The sequence below is a fragment of the Paenarthrobacter sp. NPDC089714 genome, from assembly GCF_044748905.1.
Taxonomy (GTDB): domain Bacteria; phylum Actinomycetota; class Actinomycetes; order Actinomycetales; family Micrococcaceae; genus Arthrobacter.
The window spans coordinates 38,978-53,104 of sequence record NZ_JBIVGX010000014.1; the positions used below are offsets into that span (position 1 = coordinate 38,978).

18 protein-coding genes and 2 pseudogenes are annotated in these 14,127 nt (G+C 61.9%); 5 read left to right on the forward strand and 15 right to left on the reverse strand.

Going from position 1 to position 14,127, the window contains the following annotated elements:
* Positions 1-342: 342 nt before the first annotated feature.
* Positions 343-1,530: a TerC family protein gene (locus tag ACIPY3_RS19230; protein WP_400336639.1), complete on the reverse strand. Its 1,188-nt coding sequence runs from the start codon at positions 1,528-1,530 to the stop codon at positions 343-345.
* 334 nt (positions 1,531-1,864) lie between these two features.
* Here ACIPY3_RS19230 and pnuC point away from each other — a divergent pair, with 334 nt between their 5' ends.
* From pnuC to ACIPY3_RS19245, 3 genes are read left to right on the forward strand one after another with little or no spacing between them, the layout of a single operon-like run.
* Entirely contained in the window at positions 1,865-2,530 is a 666-nt protein-coding gene (gene pnuC, locus ACIPY3_RS19235; protein ID WP_400336640.1) for a nicotinamide riboside transporter PnuC, read from the forward strand.
* On the forward strand, positions 2,527-3,642 hold the full coding sequence (locus ACIPY3_RS19240) for an AAA family ATPase (protein WP_400336641.1): 1,116 nt from the start codon (positions 2,527-2,529) through the stop codon (positions 3,640-3,642). The genes pnuC and ACIPY3_RS19240 overlap by 4 nt, the downstream gene beginning before the upstream one ends.
* A complete protein-coding gene (locus ACIPY3_RS19245; RefSeq protein ID WP_400336642.1) occupies positions 3,639-4,385 on the forward strand; it encodes an NUDIX hydrolase in 747 nt (248 codons plus the stop codon). The genes ACIPY3_RS19240 and ACIPY3_RS19245 overlap by 4 nt, the downstream gene beginning before the upstream one ends.
* On the opposite strand, the gene ACIPY3_RS19250 is transcribed toward ACIPY3_RS19245, so the two are convergent.
* The 11 genes from ACIPY3_RS19250 to ACIPY3_RS19300 form a co-directional block, all read right to left on the reverse strand.
* The gene (locus ACIPY3_RS19250) at positions 4,382-5,461 is read right to left on the reverse strand and encodes a hypothetical protein (RefSeq protein WP_400336643.1); all 1,080 of its coding nucleotides are present in this window, start codon (positions 5,459-5,461) and stop codon (positions 4,382-4,384) included. The two genes, ACIPY3_RS19245 and ACIPY3_RS19250, sit on opposite strands and share 4 nt — an antisense overlap.
* Positions 5,462-5,484: 23 nt before the next feature.
* Positions 5,485-6,030 carry a hypothetical protein gene (locus ACIPY3_RS19255; RefSeq protein ID WP_400336644.1) on the reverse strand — a complete coding sequence of 182 codons (546 nt, stop codon included), beginning with the start codon at positions 6,028-6,030 and terminating at the stop codon, positions 5,485-5,487.
* 38 nt (positions 6,031-6,068) lie between these two features.
* On the reverse strand, positions 6,069-6,476 hold the full coding sequence (locus ACIPY3_RS19260) for an SRPBCC domain-containing protein (protein ID WP_400336645.1): 408 nt from the start codon (positions 6,474-6,476) through the stop codon (positions 6,069-6,071).
* Positions 6,469-6,786 (reverse strand): metalloregulator ArsR/SmtB family transcription factor, encoded by a 318-nt coding sequence (locus tag ACIPY3_RS19265; RefSeq protein ID WP_400336646.1) that lies wholly within the window; start codon positions 6,784-6,786, stop codon positions 6,469-6,471. The genes ACIPY3_RS19260 and ACIPY3_RS19265 overlap by 8 nt, the downstream gene beginning before the upstream one ends.
* 40 nt (positions 6,787-6,826) lie before the next feature.
* Positions 6,827-7,072, reverse strand: coding sequence for a PLD nuclease N-terminal domain-containing protein (locus tag ACIPY3_RS19270; RefSeq protein ID WP_400336647.1), 246 nt, complete (start codon positions 7,070-7,072; stop codon positions 6,827-6,829).
* A gap of 84 nt (positions 7,073-7,156) precedes the next feature.
* Positions 7,157-7,663, reverse strand: coding sequence for an Imm61 family immunity protein (locus ACIPY3_RS19275; RefSeq protein ID WP_400336648.1), 507 nt, complete (start codon positions 7,661-7,663; stop codon positions 7,157-7,159).
* Positions 7,664-7,805: 142 nt separating this feature from the next.
* Entirely contained in the window at positions 7,806-8,324 is a 519-nt protein-coding gene (locus ACIPY3_RS19280) for an Imm61 family immunity protein (protein ID WP_400272916.1), read from the reverse strand.
* Positions 8,321-10,549, reverse strand: a complete 2,229-nt coding sequence (locus ACIPY3_RS19285) for a glycohydrolase toxin TNT-related protein (protein ID WP_400336649.1) — start codon at positions 10,547-10,549, stop codon at positions 8,321-8,323. Before ACIPY3_RS19285 ends, ACIPY3_RS19280 begins: the two co-directional genes overlap by 4 nt.
* Positions 10,550-10,586: 37 nt before the next feature.
* Complete coding sequence (locus ACIPY3_RS19290) at positions 10,587-11,123, reverse strand: DUF6507 family protein (RefSeq protein ID WP_400336650.1); 537 nt, start codon at positions 11,121-11,123, stop codon at positions 10,587-10,589.
* Between the two features lie 23 nt (positions 11,124-11,146).
* Positions 11,147-11,446, reverse strand: a complete 300-nt coding sequence (locus ACIPY3_RS19295) for a pore-forming ESAT-6 family protein (protein ID WP_400336651.1) — start codon at positions 11,444-11,446, stop codon at positions 11,147-11,149.
* 5 nt (positions 11,447-11,451) lie between these two features.
* Positions 11,452-11,790 carry a hypothetical protein gene (locus ACIPY3_RS19300; protein ID WP_400336652.1) on the reverse strand — a complete coding sequence of 113 codons (339 nt, stop codon included), beginning with the start codon at positions 11,788-11,790 and terminating at the stop codon, positions 11,452-11,454.
* A gap of 316 nt (positions 11,791-12,106) precedes the next feature.
* On the opposite strand from ACIPY3_RS19300, the gene ACIPY3_RS19305 reads away from it, so the two are divergent.
* Both ACIPY3_RS19305 and ACIPY3_RS19310 read left to right on the forward strand, forming a co-directional pair.
* On the forward strand, positions 12,107-12,367 hold the full coding sequence (locus ACIPY3_RS19305; RefSeq protein WP_400336701.1) for an alpha/beta hydrolase fold domain-containing protein: 261 nt from the start codon (positions 12,107-12,109) through the stop codon (positions 12,365-12,367).
* Entirely contained in the window at positions 12,364-13,014 is a 651-nt protein-coding gene (locus tag ACIPY3_RS19310) for an alpha/beta hydrolase (RefSeq protein WP_400336702.1), read from the forward strand. Before ACIPY3_RS19305 ends, ACIPY3_RS19310 begins: the two co-directional genes overlap by 4 nt.
* Before the next feature lie 46 nt (positions 13,015-13,060).
* Here ACIPY3_RS19310 and ACIPY3_RS19315 read toward each other — a convergent pair.
* From ACIPY3_RS19315 to ACIPY3_RS19325, 3 genes and pseudogenes are all read right to left on the reverse strand, one after another.
* Positions 13,061-13,228: pseudogene (locus ACIPY3_RS19315) on the reverse strand (alpha-amylase); the annotation flags it as partial.
* 97 nt (positions 13,229-13,325) lie between these two features.
* Positions 13,326-13,721 (reverse strand): annotated as a pseudogene (locus tag ACIPY3_RS19320) (alpha-amylase family glycosyl hydrolase).
* A gap of 168 nt (positions 13,722-13,889) precedes the next feature.
* Positions 13,890-14,078: a hypothetical protein gene (locus tag ACIPY3_RS19325; protein WP_400336653.1), complete on the reverse strand. Its 189-nt coding sequence runs from the start codon at positions 14,076-14,078 to the stop codon at positions 13,890-13,892.
* Positions 14,079-14,127: the final 49 nt, after the last annotated feature.

A 14,127-nucleotide genomic window follows, 5' to 3' on the forward strand; every position in this document is an offset into this window, starting at 1 on the left:
CCTCAACAGTCGAGTATTCGTCCATGGCGTGCCTGACCCCCACAACGACGGACCAACCGAGCAGAGCCGTGACGGTTCCGATGACCAGGAGGGCAATTGCGCGCCTCACCAGAAGCGTCCGCCGAAGTCTGCTTCCTTCCCACGCAGGTAACCCCGGCTGGGTGGCCACGGTTGCCTTCAGAATGGTGTCTTGGGTGATCAGGATCCAAGCGCTCCCGACATCGTTACGCATACGCTCCTACCACGCGAAGTACGTGCACGGTTTGTGAGGCGCACGGGATTGGAGGGCAAAGCAGCGCTGCCCCGGAAAATGCTGGGGCAGCGCTGATTTCCAGCAGGGCCTTACCGCTTGAGGAACTCCTCGTGCTGCCGGTGTGCTTCCTTCACTTGCTCGCGGATCGTCTCCACGTCCTTGGCCTTGTTCCGGTACTTCAGCGGCATCTGCACAATCTGTGCTTCCTCCGCGGTCAGTGCCCGGTAGATGCGCTCGCGTTCGGCGGCGTCGGCGGTGTAGTCGAGGTCGAGGTAGTCGACGGCGTGGCGACGCGCGTTGTTGATCGCGGTCTGGGCCTTGCCGGCTGGGCTGAGCAGCGACAGGAGCACGGTGACAACCAAGGTTCCGCAGATCACGCTCAGCGAGAGGCCCGTGGAAATCTCAAGAACGTTGACGTGCTCGCCGCCATTGATGAACGGCAGGTTGTTCTCGTGCAGCGCGTGCAGGATCAGCTTCACGCCGATGAACGCGAGGATCGCGGCAAGGCCGTAGGACAGGTAGATGAGCCGGTCCAGCAGGCCGTCGATCAGGAAGTACAGCTGCCGCAGGCCCATGAGCGAGAACGCCGTGGCCGTGAACACGATGAACACGTTCTGTGTCAGGCCGAAGATCGCCGGAATGGAGTCGAGCGCGAAGAGGATGTCCGTGCCGCCGATCGCTACCATCACCAGGAGCATAGGGGTTAGCGCACGCTTGCCGTTGACCACCGTGAAGAGCTTGTCGCCGTCGTACTTATCGGTGGTGTGGAAGAGCCTCTTGGCGAGCCGGATGATGAAGTTGTTCGCCTGATCGTCCCCGTGGTCGCCGGGCTTGAGGAGGTTGCCGGCGGTCAGCAGGAGGATCAGGCCGAACAGGTAGAACACCCACGCGAACGAGTTGATCAGCGCGGCGCCCAGGAAGATGAAGCCGGTCCGGGCGATCAGCGAAAAGACGATACCGAACAGCAGCACCTTCTGCTGGTCCTCACGCGGCACCCGGAAGCTGGCCATGATGATCAGGAAGACGAAGAGGTTGTCGACGGACAGGGCCTTCTCCGTGATGTATCCGGCGAAGTATTCGGACCCCATTTGGGCTCCGCCGAAGACCAAAACCAGAATGCCGAAGACAACAGCCAGGCCCACATAAATGGACGACCAAATTGCTGCTTCCTTCAGCGACGGAACGTGGGCTTTGCGAATGTGGAAGAAATAGTCGAAGGCGAGAAGCGCCAAAATAACGACGATCGTGATGCCCCAAATGAGGGGAGAGACGGTCATGTGATCCTGCTTTCGTGAGGGGCGTGTAACTCAGCGAGGGTCAAAAACTCTTGCCATAAACCTACCGGGTTGGGTCGCCCGGCGTCGGTTCATGGCCGTGTGGGGGAGTACGACGGCGAGTGGCTGGGGTGGCTGCCTCCGGAAGTTGTGCGGGTGAAACGTCAGGGTGTCCTACGTAGCTTCCAACGATCCTGGTTGTGATCCCGGTTCCGAAATTGCCGGGTTTCCTCTGTTGCGCACATCACATGGGTGAGGCATCGCGTGGCCTCCCGGCTTCAGGTCCGGATGGTGTACTCTCATTATTATCAATTTGATAATAATGATTGGAGGGGCCATGGATGCCCTGCTCGACTGGATGAACTCCCCGGCTGTTCCGAACCTTCTCGGCAGCCCCGTGAGCTGGATCGAAGTCATCGGTTTCGTCACTGGCGCAGCTTGCGTCTATGGAGTCGCCCGACAGAAGCTGTGGAGCTGGCCGGTTGGCATCGTGAACAACATCGCGTTCATGATCCTGTTCCTGGGAGCTGGTCTCTACGGCGATACGGCGTTGCAGGTTATCTTCGGCGTGGTTGGGGTGTACGGCTGGTTCAACTGGATCCGCGGAAACCGGAGCACCGCAGTGAAGGACGACCTTCCCATCCGCGATGCAAGCCGCGCCGAGATCGCCTGGGGAGTAGGCATCACGGCGGTCGCCACGGCGCTGGTGGGATGGATGCTCGCCGTCGAAACCAATTCCACCGTTCCGTGGCCCGACGCGTTCATCCTTGCTGCATCCCTGGTGGCCACCTACGGCCAGGCCAAGAAGATCATGCAGCAGTGGTACGTCTGGATCATCGTGGACATCGTCTCGATACCGCTGTACTTCGTGAAGGGGCTGGCGCTCACCGGCATTCTCTACATCGGCTTCCTGGCGCTCTGCATTTACGGCCTGGTGGACTGGAACCGTGCACGCCGGCTGCAGGGCGTTGACGCCGCGCAGAGCGAAGGAGCGCTGGTATGAACCTCTACGGCAACGGACTTGTCATTGGTAAGTTCTACCCTCCACATGCAGGGCATCGGCACCTGATCGAGGCGGCAGCGGCTGAGTCGGACAACGTTTATGTCATCGTCCTGGGCACTCGCTTCGAATCAATAAGCAGGGCTGACCGAGCCAAGTGGCTTTCCGCCGAATTCGAAACTCACGCTAACGTGCGAATCCTTGTCCAAGCAGATGATTGCCCCGTGGATTACGGCTCGGACGAGATCTGGAAGGCCCACGTTGAAGTAATGCGCTCGGCTTTGCAGAACGCCGGGGTTGCGAAGGTTGATGCCGTTTTCACTTCGGAGATGTACGGGTACCAGCTGGCGGATGCCTTCAATGCGCAGCACGTCCTGGTGGACCCTGATAGGAGCGAGTTTCCCGTCAGCGGCACTCTCTGCAGGGACGACCTCAACGCAGCCTGGCCGCACATCATTGAGCCTGCCCGGCAGGGTTTGGCTACGCGGATCATCGTGGTCGGGGCAGAGTCCACGGGCACCACTACCTTGACGCGGGCGCTCATGGATCACTACCGAAGCCGGTACCCAACAATCGGGGACGTCCCCGAATACGGGCGCCTGCGCACCTACGAGAAGCTCGACGAACTCCGGAGCCTCAATCCCGGCGCGGGCGTTGAGGACCTGGTGTGGACCACCGAGGATTTCGACCTCATTGCGAAGCGACAGAACGCGTTGGAGAACGCCGCCGCATCCCAATGCCCTCTGGTTATCGCCGATACCGACTCGTTGGCGACCGTGCTGTGGGAGCGCCGCTACATGGGCGCGGACAGCTTCGGCGCTGCCGAGGCGGCCGCGAACCTCCCTTCGCGTGACATTTACCTGCTGACCGATCACGAGGGTGTCGACTTCGAAGACGACGGAATCCGCGACGGTGAGCACATCCGGGCAGACATGACGGAGTGGTTCAAGGAGGCCCTGACCGCAGCAGGTCACTCCTGGGTATTGGTGAGCGGCAGTCACGAACGACGGCTGGCTACGGCTACCACCATCATCGACCTCATACTGGAGCAACGGTCCACTTTCACTTCACCGCCGTGGGCCAAACGAACTACCCTGACAGGAGCCACCGCTTGAACAGCGAAAAGAAATTCTTGGCGTCGTACCGGCCCGAGGACTATCCCGCTACCGCTGTCACCGTGGACCTGGTTGTGTTGGCCGTCGCGCAGGGTGTGCTGCACGTTGCGTTGGTTCGCCGCGGTGAACACCCCTTCAAGGGTTCCCTCGCATTGCCCGGCGGCTTCCTTCACCCTGACGAGGACGCCCTGCATGCTGCGTGGCGTGAGCTCGCCGAGGAAACAGGCATGACGTTGCCGTCACCGGAGGCGCACGTGGAACAGCTCGCGACCTACAGTTCGCCTGACCGGGATCCCCGCATGCGGATCGTGTCGATAGCCCATCTGGTACTGCTCGCCACCGACGGATTAACCCTGCCTCCACTCGCAGCTGGGTCTGATGCGGCCGGGGCAGAGTGGTCGCCGGTTCACGAGACACTCAAGGGTGATCTCGCCTTCGACCACGCAGCCATCATGCGCGAAGGACTGGACAGACTCAGCGGAAAGATGGAGTACACACTGATTGCGGCACGGCTCCTGCCGGAGTCGTTCACAGTGACACAGCTCCGTACCGTTTACGACGCCGTGTGGAACACTTCCCTGCCCGCCGGCAACTTCACGCGCAAAATGGTCCCGCAACTGCACGACACCGGTCAAAAGGTACGGGCGGCCTCTGGTGGCGCCCCCGCTGCGTTGTTCAACGCGACGGACAAACACCTTCACCCGCCGCTGGCTCGGCCAGCTGACGCAAGGGATGCCAGCTAGGCACTTCCGAGCAGCATCCATTCGTCCCAGCTGTTCTCCCGGCGCCAGTGTTGGCGGGGTTCTTCGGTTTCCCTGAGCCTGTCCGTGAGCCACAGCGTTGTGTCTGGATTCCAGCCCGCGATGACGCTGGCTGTGCCCTGGCCGGGGTCTACCTCCAGTGCCCGTCCTGCCAAGTGGAGGTAGCCGTTCACTGTCAGGTGTACGGCGTCCCAACGTGTGGCTACCTGTTCCCAGTCCGGGATCACCCAATTCCCGGCCCGGCCCGTGGCGCGGTACCAGTCATGGCGACGGGAAGCCGTGACCTCGAGCGGGAAGTCCCGGCAGAGCGTGACCCAATCCGCGGCGACCTCGACTTCGAGAATCCGGCCGGAACCCGAGACAGGGATGACCGTTGCTTCTTCCCAACCCAGTGAGTCTTCTATGAGGTCGAGTCCTTCGGGTATCCGACTCATGGTTTGAATGAGGCGGTAGGGGATGGACCACCATTCTCCGCTCACTTGGGCTCTGAGGTCCGCCGGAAGTTGCCAAGCGCTGCGGAATTCCACATCAAGCGTGTGCTCCGTCCACTCGGAGAGCGTCTGGCGCGGATTTCTGGACAGTGGTGTGGGGTCAGCGGCCGATCTCCAGTCGACTGCCCACTGTGGTGTGCTGAACTGATTGCCCCAGGCCTTGGCTGCACGGGTAGCCAGGACACCGCTGGCGACATGTTCAAGCGCATCGGCCAGGCGTGCGTCGGCAGCCAAGACATCCTCACCGTCCGGCTGTTGCCAGTACCGTGCCGTGTCGACTGCCCGAAGCAGGGCCTTCTGCACGAGGGCGACATCGAGGTGGCTCAGATCCAAACGGGACATCAGGTCGGCCAGTTCGGCAACCGTTGGTTTTGGTGGCGGAGGCGGAACCTCGCCCGACTTTGCAAACGACGACATCATGAAACGGGACTTGCCCGCACCGGGATCGCGGTCGTAGGCCAAGTCGAAGACTGCTATGCGGACTTCGTCGTCAGCCTCCATCGCGAGTTCAAGGCACAAACGCCGACCCCGTGGTCCGGCCAACAACGATGCAACATCCAGTTCCATACATCCCCCAAATCAGTCGTGGTCTACGGCTTGTGGCCAGACACGAAGCCGAAGTCGTGCTCACCCGGTTCGGGTTCCGGCTCGCGCTCAAGCTTGAGGGCATACGTTGGTAGCACCAGACTGGTCCCGACCCCGCTCCTGGTTTCGAACGTGAAGGAGCCGAAGATCGTGGGATCCTCCCGGTGGCGGAGCAGCAGCGTGGTGTAGGTGCCACGATCCTCGGCCGCTACAGGATGATACTGATCCATATGCCGGCCCCAGATCGGCAGGGAGAGCGGGAACGCCAACTGAACGGACTCAGGGAACAAGCGTGGCACGCGGTCCAGCGTTAGGACCCTGTCATGACCATCAGCAGCCCGGATCGTCAGGGTGTTGGGATCGAAACTGTCCGTACCGCCGTCGGGCATTCTGGTGGCCGACCACGTGAAGGCGGCCGGACTTACGGCGATGGAGTACTGCTCAACGCGGCCATTGATCTGGCACAGCGAAACCGCTTCGTAGGGAACACCCCGGCCGCCGCCGATGACCTTGCCGATTGCGATTGCCAGAAGCTCGGAAGAAGTGTCCATCACTTCATCCTTGCATGGCGCTCGCCGGGTAGTCGCGTCTAGTCGACGCTGACCAGCACCTGGTCGATGCGCGCGATCAGGCCTGGCCAGCCGTTGCCCATGCCTTCGATAGCCGTGCGGCCCATCGGGGAGTCAAGGTTGAAGCCGGCGTGTTCGAAGTGCAGGATGGTGCCGTTTTCCGTGGCTTCCAGCGACCACGTGATGGTGGTGTCCAGGACGCCTTCTGCGAAGACGAACGTGATTGACTTACCGGGTTCGACGGCGGTGACTTCGCACTGCTGCTGGCCCCAACCACCCATGTCCATGGTGAACCGGTGCCCGACCACGGGTGCGATATCGCCCGGCGCCCACCATTTGGCGAGGAGTTCCGGCGTCGTCAGGGCAGCCCAGACGGTCTCGGGGGAGTGGGCGAAGGTGCGCTCAAGGCGGATGGCGTTCTCAGTCATGGGGATTCTCCTCATCCAGTAGTTGGGCCAGGGCGTCGAGCCGCTGGTTCCAATAGTGCTCGTAGTGCTTCAGCCAGCCGCTGACTTCCTGTAGGCCTGTGGCTTGCAGGTGGTAGATCCTGTGCCGGCCCTGCCGCTCCTCGCGGATCAGTCCGGCTTCCTTCAGGACGGACAGATGTTCCGACGCCGACGAGCGGCTGAGTGCCAAGCGTCCCGTTAGTTCGCCTGCCGACAAGGGGCCGCCGAGGAGACTGTCGAGGATGGTGCGCCGCGAGGGGTTCGCGAGGGCGCCGAAGACATCGGGAAGCACGCGATGATGATATGTCGGAAATTTCCGAAATGACAAGCGATCACGGCTTGATGGTGTTCGTGATCTTGACCCGTTCAGCGCTGGCGCCGGTTCGTGGTCGCCAGTACAGCCACGCGACAAGACCCCCGACTGGGAGGGAGAAGAGGCAGAGCAACCAGAGCGTTTTGGTGACGTGGTTCATGGACCCTTGTCGGAGGACGTCGAAGATAGCCCAGATGACGGAACCCGCGACGAAGAACGCAGCCACGGCTGCGAGCCCAATCATCATCCATTGCAACGATTCCATGTGTCCCGTCCCTAAACTCAGATTGCCGGTATCGGAAAGAACTGCATTCCGGGCGGGCTGCGATGCGTGCCCCTGCTGACTTCATCACAGAGGGAAGAACGGCGGCAGGCCGCGGGGCGCTGTGTAAGCGTCCTGAATCTCCGTCAGCGACATCTTGGCAATGTACGAGAACTTGATGAGATCTGTAAATTCTCCGCGGCAAATGAGACCTGTGGAGTCCTCACTTAGTTTCGCCAAGTGTCCCTCTCTCGTAAGAGTGAAACCCGGAGCAACGCTTTGTTCGGTAAGAGGCGGTCGTGCAACCACTAGAAATGAGTTTCCGTTTCGACCTCTGAGTATCATACAGAGCTCATTGACTATGAATCTTTCCATAGCCCCGACTGCGGATGTTTCGAAATACAGCTCTTCCTCTGCACCTCGTTCAGACTGGCCGAGAAGCAACATCGTGCCACGACGAAAAAGATGCAATCTGAGATCGTGGCCGGTACGCAAGAACCATGTCCCGTCGGGGGCGCTCCGCCAGGCAGCAGAACATGACCGGGTTGCGAGGTCGTCGATCCGATTTACTAACTGATCTAGAGATTCTTGCATGATCTACAAACCTCATCTTCCAACGGCTTCATTGCGAAGCTCGATACCCTTCTTACTGTTGGCCCTACTGAGAACCGCAGTGTGAGACGCAGCAACGAGATTGGCAGGTCTAGCCGTATGCCCGTCGAGGTGCACCCTTATTTCATGTCAACGGAAAGAACGGCGGTTTGCCCTCTGGCGCGGCGTAGGCTTCTCGAATCTCGCGCGGCGTCATTTTTGCGTAATGGGAAAAGACCACTAGATCCAAGTCATCGCCGCGATAAATCTTTCCCGTGGCGGTCTCGGTTAGGGTAGATACCGGGCCGTCGCTGGCAAGCACAAACCCCGGAGCTGTGTCTTTCAACGTTAGGGGAATGGGGACAACAAGCAGCATGGGGAGATCCGCGTCTCCGCGAATGTGCATGCATAGCAAGCGGGCAAGGAACAACTCAACCGCTTCAGCTTCAGTCGACTCAAATAGAAGAAACTCCTTCCCGCCTTTGTCGGATTCTGCTATCACGATCACGGAATCGCTCGTATATAAACGGAGAGTCGCCTCTGCCCCCATGGCTATATACCATGAGTCGTTCTCCTCCTCCTGCCATAGACCTGAATCGGATTCCTTGAGTAATTCAGTGAGATTGGAACAGATTTCGTTTAGCGATTCTAGAGATATTGTCATTTTTCTAAAATTCCTACTTGGATCAACCGTTCAACGCTGACATTTAGTCCGTTAGCATCCTTTATTACCATCTGTAGACCGCCCCCTTTGCGTCCGAAAGCTGGAGCGATACGGGCAACTTCAATGCTCCAGCCCTTCGCGTCCGGAGGCCAGGCATCAACCAACTTGTACTGATAGTATTTATCACCCAATTGTGCAACGGGTAACGAACGTTCTTCGAATGTAGCTGGGACCCCGTTCTCGATCACTCCAATAAATCGGCCACTTTGGGGGCCAACGCGATCCATTTGACTACCGAACTTCTGAACGAAGGCAGATAGATCATGAAACTTCTGAAGAGTCTCAAGTATCGCACCGTCGAACGGAGGATAAACGTGACGGGGCTGTCCGTTCTTTTCGGGACCGCTGTATCTAATCTCGTACTCATGCTTGGTGAAAGGACGGCCGTAACCGTTGTCGTCGCGTCCCCACCGGGCCTCGAAGTCGGTACGCAGAGCCATGACTTCGCGGTTCTTGTCGGTGAGTTCCGGGTAGGGCGGATGCTCTCCATGCACGGCCCGCGGTTCCCCATAGACCTCCGTAGCCTGCACCGGACCCTCAACGTGTGCAGGGTCTGATGTTGGCCTTCCGGATGCGTTGACATCAACGGACCTATCCTCGGTCTGCAGCAGCTCGTCGGCGCCGTGCTCAAGCGTCGCGGAAGGGCCAACATGGGTGCCCGGCCCTGGACTGTGCTCAGGAGCCTCAGGCGCGGCATGTGACGAACTTGCCGCCGGCTCGGGGTTTGCCGGATTGAGGCGTTGTCTTAGGCGTGCTTCGTCGATCCCGCTGGTTCTGGGTCCGGGTTCCGGGGGTGGGGTGGTCTTTGTGCGGTTGATATCGTCAGTCCAGATGCCTTTGGATTGGGCCGGCTGAACGTTGAGGTCTGGGGTAGACACCTCCTTGGACCATTTGGCCGTCTGCCCATCCGCGGGTGTCGGCTCCTCGGGGAGGCCGGGGGCCTCAGATGTGGCCCGCGGGATTTCGTAGTCGTCGACGGTTTTGCCGACAGCGGCTAGGTGAGACTCGATACGTGCTGTAGCCGCCTCAAGTCCTGCCGTCCCCGAACCGGCTTTCACGGACGCCGAGGCTGCTTCGCCGCCGAGCTCCGCAACCGCGGCTGCCTTGGTGGGCAGGCCACGGAGCCGGGCGGCCAGGGCCGTGATGCGGGCCTCGAGGGTGAGGCCGCCGCCGGCGCCTCCTGTTGCTGCGGTGGCCAGGTCGAAGGTGGTTTGCCCGCCGGCGCGCCAGTAATCGGTGGCCCATTCGTCGGCGTGCACGGTTTCCTTGATCGCGGCGGCGGCGGTCAGGAGCGCTTCGATGTCGCCGTCGTCCATGTCCGTGAAGCCCCGGTCGATCACGGCTTTGGACCGGAACACCGCAGCACCCAACGCCCCTACACCTTGCCAGGCCTGGGCTTGCTGGGTTTTGTCTTTCGTTCCGAACAGCGTGTACAGGCCCTGGACGGCCCCGACGGCGGCGGTCCCGAAACCCTGCATCGCGGACAGGCGGCCCTCGTGCCGGATCGATACCGCCGGCCCCCAGGGCAGGTCAGGGACCGGGGCGTCGGTACCCAATTGGTGCTGCAGCCAGCTGAACCCGTTGGCGACCTGGTCCGTGGAGGCGAACACGGTCCGCCGCGGGACCTCCACCGGGGTGTACCGGTGCCCGTGCGTCAGGGCGGAGAGTTCGTTGGCGCATTGGGTGTCGGAGTCAAGGATCTGCTGGGCCAGCCCGGACGCGGCGGACATGAGCCGTTCGTGGGTGTCCACGATCTGGGCCTTCGTGTGCCAGTCATCGTTGGCCAGGATCACCGCGTCCAGCGCCTGCACCTCGGCCCGTAAACCCGTGATGCGGCGCTTGAAGTCCCTTGCCCGGTCCGCGTACGCGTACAGGGCCCTCGCCGCCGCGCCGGTCAGGTCCTTCACCCGGGCCGCTTTGGCCAGGGCCGGGGTGAACGCGCCGAGTACTTGTTCGGCTTCCGGGGTCCGGTAGAAGGCCCGGAGCCCGGCCCAGTTCCGGGCCGCGTCCTGAACCCCGTTATGGAACCCGACCCCGGCAACGATCATCGACTGGACCTGGGCGTCCAACACCTCAGGATCAGGCAACGGCGGCAACGCCTCCAGGTTGATCCCCGACCCACCACCACCGGACGGGACACACACCTGCGTGAAATCCCCACTCATTCCCAAACTCCCGTCAAGCCAAAGACGACGTCACAGCTCATGGCAGCTTCCACCGCGGACCACCCCCGGTGCCGGGTTCGCTGACGCGGCCCGGGCCAGGGAACGGCGACCCGCCCCCAGCCGAACCACCCGACGAGTGCTGGGTGCCGGCGTCGGGTAACGGCCACCGCCCAATAGCGCCATCACCGGCACTGGCGGGTTCGGTGCCTGGTTCGATGCCTTGCGCGGCCCCCAGACCCGTGCCCAGGGCCGGGCCGGTACCTGCGGCGATTAGTGCGCTCTTTTCCGCGATGGTGGCCATGGCCTGGTCTCCGGCCACGTAATGCCCCACCGCCTCCGTCGTCCCGGACAGGGCGGCGCCGGCGGAGAGCACGGCCCCGGTGAGGTCAGGGCTCAGCCCGTTCTCGGCGAACCCGCCCAAGGCCTGGACCACTACCGTCGAGGGAACCGCACCGGCGACCCCCTCCAGCGCGGCACCGAGGCTCTTGACCGGGGTCTGCAACCCCGTCACGGCCTTCGAGGCCGCGGTCAGCACCCCGTGGGTGCCGGGCACGTCAATATCCCAGACAGCCATGCCAGAAACCGCGGACCCGGGGGTTAGCCGATGCCTTGCACGGCGTTCCGTGCAGCGCCCACCGCGGTGGTGGCCGTGTCGTCGGTTTGGGCGAGGGTGGAGCGGACCAGTGCGACGATGGCCCGTACGTCGGAGGCGGCGTTGGTCCAGCGGGCTTCGACTGCTTGGTATTCGGCGTCGACTCCGTCTGCGCGGAAGTCGGCCATGGCGTGGTTCACGTCCTGTTGCCGGGCGGTGATGAGGTTCTCCAACTGCGCAGCCAAAGCTTGGATGTCGGACTGGACCTGGGCGGAGACGTTCGTGTCGTAGGCAATGCGGCTCATGATGGCTAGGCCCTTCCCTGGAAGCGTGCGGCGTCGAAGTTCGCGGACCCCTCGGCCCGGCGGGCCGTGTCGGAGGCGGCCTGGTCGCCTTGGGTGAAGGCGGTGTCCATCCCGGACTGGCCCTGCACGATCGCACCCAGCGCGGTGTTCAACTCCGAAGCGACCACATCGGAGCGGTTCTTGAAGGAGTCGAACGCGGCCTTGCCTGCGCCGCTGAACTTTCCTTCCAGTGGGGTGACGGCGTCCACGAAGCGGCGCACCAACGCACCGAGGTCCTGATGCGAAGCATCCGTTTGCTTACCCAGGGTGGCGAGTGTCTGCGCGCCCAGATCAAAAACAGCCATACAAAAGGCCCCCAATAGCCCTCGAAACAAACCCACCAACCAGTGGGTGCCCGCGACCGGAAATGGCCGCGCAACCGGGGACATTGTGAACACACGAAAATGCCTCTAGGTGGCGAAAAAGGCTCTCCCTAGATCGAAACGAGGGAAATTAGGTGGTAAAAACCCAAAATTAGGTGCTGCGAAAAATCATCTAGGTGGTCGTACACGACCACAGCGACAGGCCTTGCCCTCGAAACGGCGGCTTGAGTCACGGAAAGGCAGGCAAAGCACCTCGGATGGCGGGCTGCCACTTACGGTTAGGGTCGGTTTCATGGCGATGTCGTTCAATGAGAAAAGAGACTCAGGGATTCTTGAGTCGGTGGCCACAGGACCGGACGGACCCGTTCGGCTCCGCTGGTACCGGCCAATACCCAGCCGGGCTCGTGTGCCAGCTCCCATACTTGTCTGGGCGCACGGAGGAGGTTTCTTCGCTGGCGGAATCGACCAACCTGAAGCGCACGATGTTGCCCGGGCTCTTTCTGATAGAGGGGTTACCGTGGTCACGGTCGACTACCGCCTCGCACCGCCCCTGGACTGAATTGGGCGTTCAAGGGACGAACTCGGTCAAGAGCACGCTTCCCGCTACCGATGGAAGACCTTCTGACCGCGCTTCAGCACGTCGGCAGCCAGACAGACGGAGGGTTGATCCTCGGCGGAGCAAGCGCCGGAGCCTGCTTGGCTGCCTCAACGGCGTTCCGTGCCGTCGAGATGGACCTGGACCTGAGAGGAGCCATCTTTACGTACGGATTCTTCCACGCCGAGCACCCGCGGGCGCCTGAGATCCAACGGCGAGTGCGCGGTCATCGCCGGCTAACGCACGCCCGGTGGGTTCTGAATGTGCTGAACCGAAACTACGCAGGATCTGAAGTGGCGCTTAGAGACCGTTTGGCTTTCCCAGGAGGGCACGATCTCTCCGGGTTCCCGTCCACCCTCATGATCAATGCAGACAATGACGTCATGCGCGCTTCAGGCGACCAGTTCGCGGCCGAACTCCGAGGCGCCCGGGTCGACGTCGAACACCACATTCTGACTGGATCCCGTCACGCTTTCCTGAACCAACCCCGCCTCGACGACTTTGCCAAGGCCATCGATTTGATGGCTTCGTGGTGCACGGACGCGATGGCAAACGAGGGTGCATCTCATCGGCCCGGATCTAGTGGGCGGCGTGGTCGGGCTCTCGGCTGACCTCGCCCACCAGCACACACGGCGGCACGCACTTGTCCGCGATGCGTCACCAGCGCCGATAGACTTCGTGGACTTCCTCCTGGTCGGACACGAGCTGGTTGGTGCGGAGGCCATCGACGACGCCGGTCACGGACGGGGCGTCCGGCGAGCCCTCCGCTTTGAACAGGGCATGCACTACGTCGACGCGGGGCCCGTTCACGCCCTTGTCGAACCAGAAGCGGAGTACTCCATCGAAGTAGTCGCCGACGGCGGGATTGCGCCGGTTCCAGTCGGGCTAGCCGGCGGAGAACAGGTGAAGGTACCAATCAGAATCAATAACAGACCCCGGCACGGCTCGACTCCACGCCTGCCCGCCGAAGACGCTCTGCCAGTTGTTCGGCGGCAGATTCACCGCCGTCGGGCACAAACTGGAACATCTCCCGCTCCGGCGATCCCGGCCCGGCAGCCAACGCTGCCTGGAACAGCGGGTGCTCGCTGGAGCAGCGGTTCGCCACGATATCCAAGAGAACCCGTAAACCCAGAGTATGCGCCCGGAACAACAAAGCATCAAACTCCGCCATGGTCCAAAGACAAGGGATCCACGCCGCAGTAATTACTCACGTCGTAGCCCTGGTCGGCGAGGGCTGGAAAGGGGGCATCCAGATCCCGTCGCCCCCCAGCGAGGCAATGTACGGGAGGCGTGCGCTGAGCCCGGCGAGGTCGCCCACGCCGCCGCCGTCCCGCGAAGGACCGCGGGTAGACCTGGTAGGTAACGACGGACTCCCACCAGGAACTCATTTACCGGCCCCCGAGGTCAGGCCTTCAACGATCCTGCGCTGGAACACGAGCACCATGATCACCAGCGGCACGGTGACGATCACGCCCGCGGCCTTCTGTTAACCGAACGGCGGCTGGAATTCCGTGGCACCCGTGAATTTGGAGTTCGCGACGGTGGCGGTTTGAATCCGAGGATCGTTGGTCATGGACACCGCGATGATGATCTCGTTCCAGCTGTGAATGAACGTGAGGATCGCCGTGGTGAAGACGCCCGGCGCGGCGATGCGTGGCGGAGGTCTTGCCCGCACACTGTCAGCAAAGGTATTGGCAGAGTCTCCTGAGAGCCCAGGGCTTGAA

Bases quoted from the DNA above. Each gene is read 5' to 3' on its own strand.
- ACIPY3_RS19230 (WP_400336639.1), bottom strand. From the start codon at position 1,530: ATGACCGTCTCTCCCCTCATTTGGGGCATCACGATCGTCGTTATTTTG.
- ACIPY3_RS19250 (WP_400336643.1), bottom strand. From the start codon at position 5,461: ATGGAACTGGATGTTGCATCGTTGTTGGCCGGACCACGGGGTCGGCGT.
- ACIPY3_RS19240 (WP_400336641.1), top strand. From the start codon at position 2,527: ATGAACCTCTACGGCAACGGACTTGTCATTGGTAAGTTCTACCCTCCA.
- ACIPY3_RS19295 (WP_400336651.1), bottom strand. From the start codon at position 11,446: ATGAGCCGCATTGCCTACGACACGAACGTCTCCGCCCAGGTCCAGTCC.
- ACIPY3_RS19305 (WP_400336701.1), top strand. From the start codon at position 12,107: ATGTCGTTCAATGAGAAAAGAGACTCAGGGATTCTTGAGTCGGTGGCC.
- ACIPY3_RS19275 (WP_400336648.1), bottom strand. From the start codon at position 7,663: ATGCAAGAATCTCTAGATCAGTTAGTAAATCGGATCGACGACCTCGCA.
- pnuC (WP_400336640.1), top strand. From the start codon at position 1,865: ATGGATGCCCTGCTCGACTGGATGAACTCCCCGGCTGTTCCGAACCTT.
- ACIPY3_RS19290 (WP_400336650.1), bottom strand. From the start codon at position 11,123: ATGGCTGTCTGGGATATTGACGTGCCCGGCACCCACGGGGTGCTGACC.
- ACIPY3_RS19260 (WP_400336645.1), bottom strand. From the start codon at position 6,476: ATGACTGAGAACGCCATCCGCCTTGAGCGCACCTTCGCCCACTCCCCC.
- ACIPY3_RS19285 (WP_400336649.1), bottom strand. From the start codon at position 10,549: ATGAGTGGGGATTTCACGCAGGTGTGTGTCCCGTCCGGTGGTGGTGGG.
- ACIPY3_RS19300 (WP_400336652.1), bottom strand. From the start codon at position 11,790: ATGGCTGTTTTTGATCTGGGCGCGCAGACACTCGCCACCCTGGGTAAG.
- ACIPY3_RS19255 (WP_400336644.1), bottom strand. From the start codon at position 6,030: ATGGACACTTCTTCCGAGCTTCTGGCAATCGCAATCGGCAAGGTCATC.
- ACIPY3_RS19280 (WP_400272916.1), bottom strand. From the start codon at position 8,324: ATGACAATATCTCTAGAATCGCTAAACGAAATCTGTTCCAATCTCACT.
- ACIPY3_RS19270 (WP_400336647.1), bottom strand. From the start codon at position 7,072: ATGGAATCGTTGCAATGGATGATGATTGGGCTCGCAGCCGTGGCTGCG.